Below are 949 nucleotides of genomic sequence, written 5' to 3' on the forward strand. Positions count from 1 at the left end.
TTAATAAGATCCTTATCTATAGGGCTAATCACCAAAACTCTCTACAGTGTAACGTTCAAGTTCTATTGATTCATTCCAATAGTCCAACGTCAATCCAGCTTTGGCTTTAAGGTGATTTAAAAAATCAGACTTATCTGGCAGCTGCTCCCAGACAGAGGGTAGAAAAGTTGCTCTTCGATTACCTAACGTCAATATCAGGCCATCTATACCGACACGTAGTTGAGATAGTAAGTCTTGCTCTGAATTCACCTGCATCGGCTCTGGGGTGCTTAGTACAGAAATATGATATTGGAGTTTCTCGTATTCGCTCTGTGACATAGGCGAAAAGCGGGAGTCATTAAATGCTGCACGGTAAGCATTCTCTGCAATATCGAGCACTAGAGGCCGATAAGCCTGAAGAGAACCTATACAGCCGCGTAATTCTCCGCTAATTTTCAATGTAACAAAGCTGGCAAACTCTTTTACTAGCTCAGCATCATAGTCACCCATTTGAACGGACAAAGGCCTACCGTGATCTAAACCATGCCTGATAGATGCTTGTGCTATAGCGATCAGTTGCTGCTGATGCTGTTCATTCAAGGCCTTTCTCCTTTTATAAATACGCTAGCTTAGGAAAAACTCCAAGCACCGTAGCCAACCACTCTATCTTTATCTCCAGCAGTATCACCTGAATTACACAGTGCCAAGCGATGCGGCGTCAGATCACGTTTTAGTGCTATTTGAAGTAATCCATTCACCGGGTTTCGGCCACAGGCATCGTCATATTCAATCAAGTCTGCCTGAAGCGTGTCGATAGCTTCGGCAGTCTTGCTATCCTTTTTACTAGCGACTTCGTAGCTCAGAAAATGACTCAGGTCAGAACTGATGACAAACAAGGTATCTTCGCCACCCCATAAGGAATCAATCACCTTGGCAACCTGATGCTTATCCGCATCTCCAACAACTAAGG

The 949-nt window shown here is 43.9% G+C and carries 2 protein-coding genes; both read right to left on the reverse strand.

Features of this window, described 5'->3' with window-relative positions; translation table 11 throughout:
- Positions 1-24: 24 nt before the first annotated feature.
- A complete protein-coding gene (amrA, locus tag A3729_RS14900) occupies positions 25-579 on the reverse strand; it encodes an AmmeMemoRadiSam system protein A (protein WP_082880337.1) in 555 nt (184 codons plus the stop codon).
- Positions 580-608: 29 nt separating this feature from the next.
- The coding region (gene amrB / locus A3729_RS14905) for an AmmeMemoRadiSam system protein B (protein WP_068634025.1) at positions 609-949 on the reverse strand (341 nt) is incomplete at its 5' end.

The sequence above is a fragment of the Oleiphilus sp. HI0043 genome (assembly GCF_001634935.1).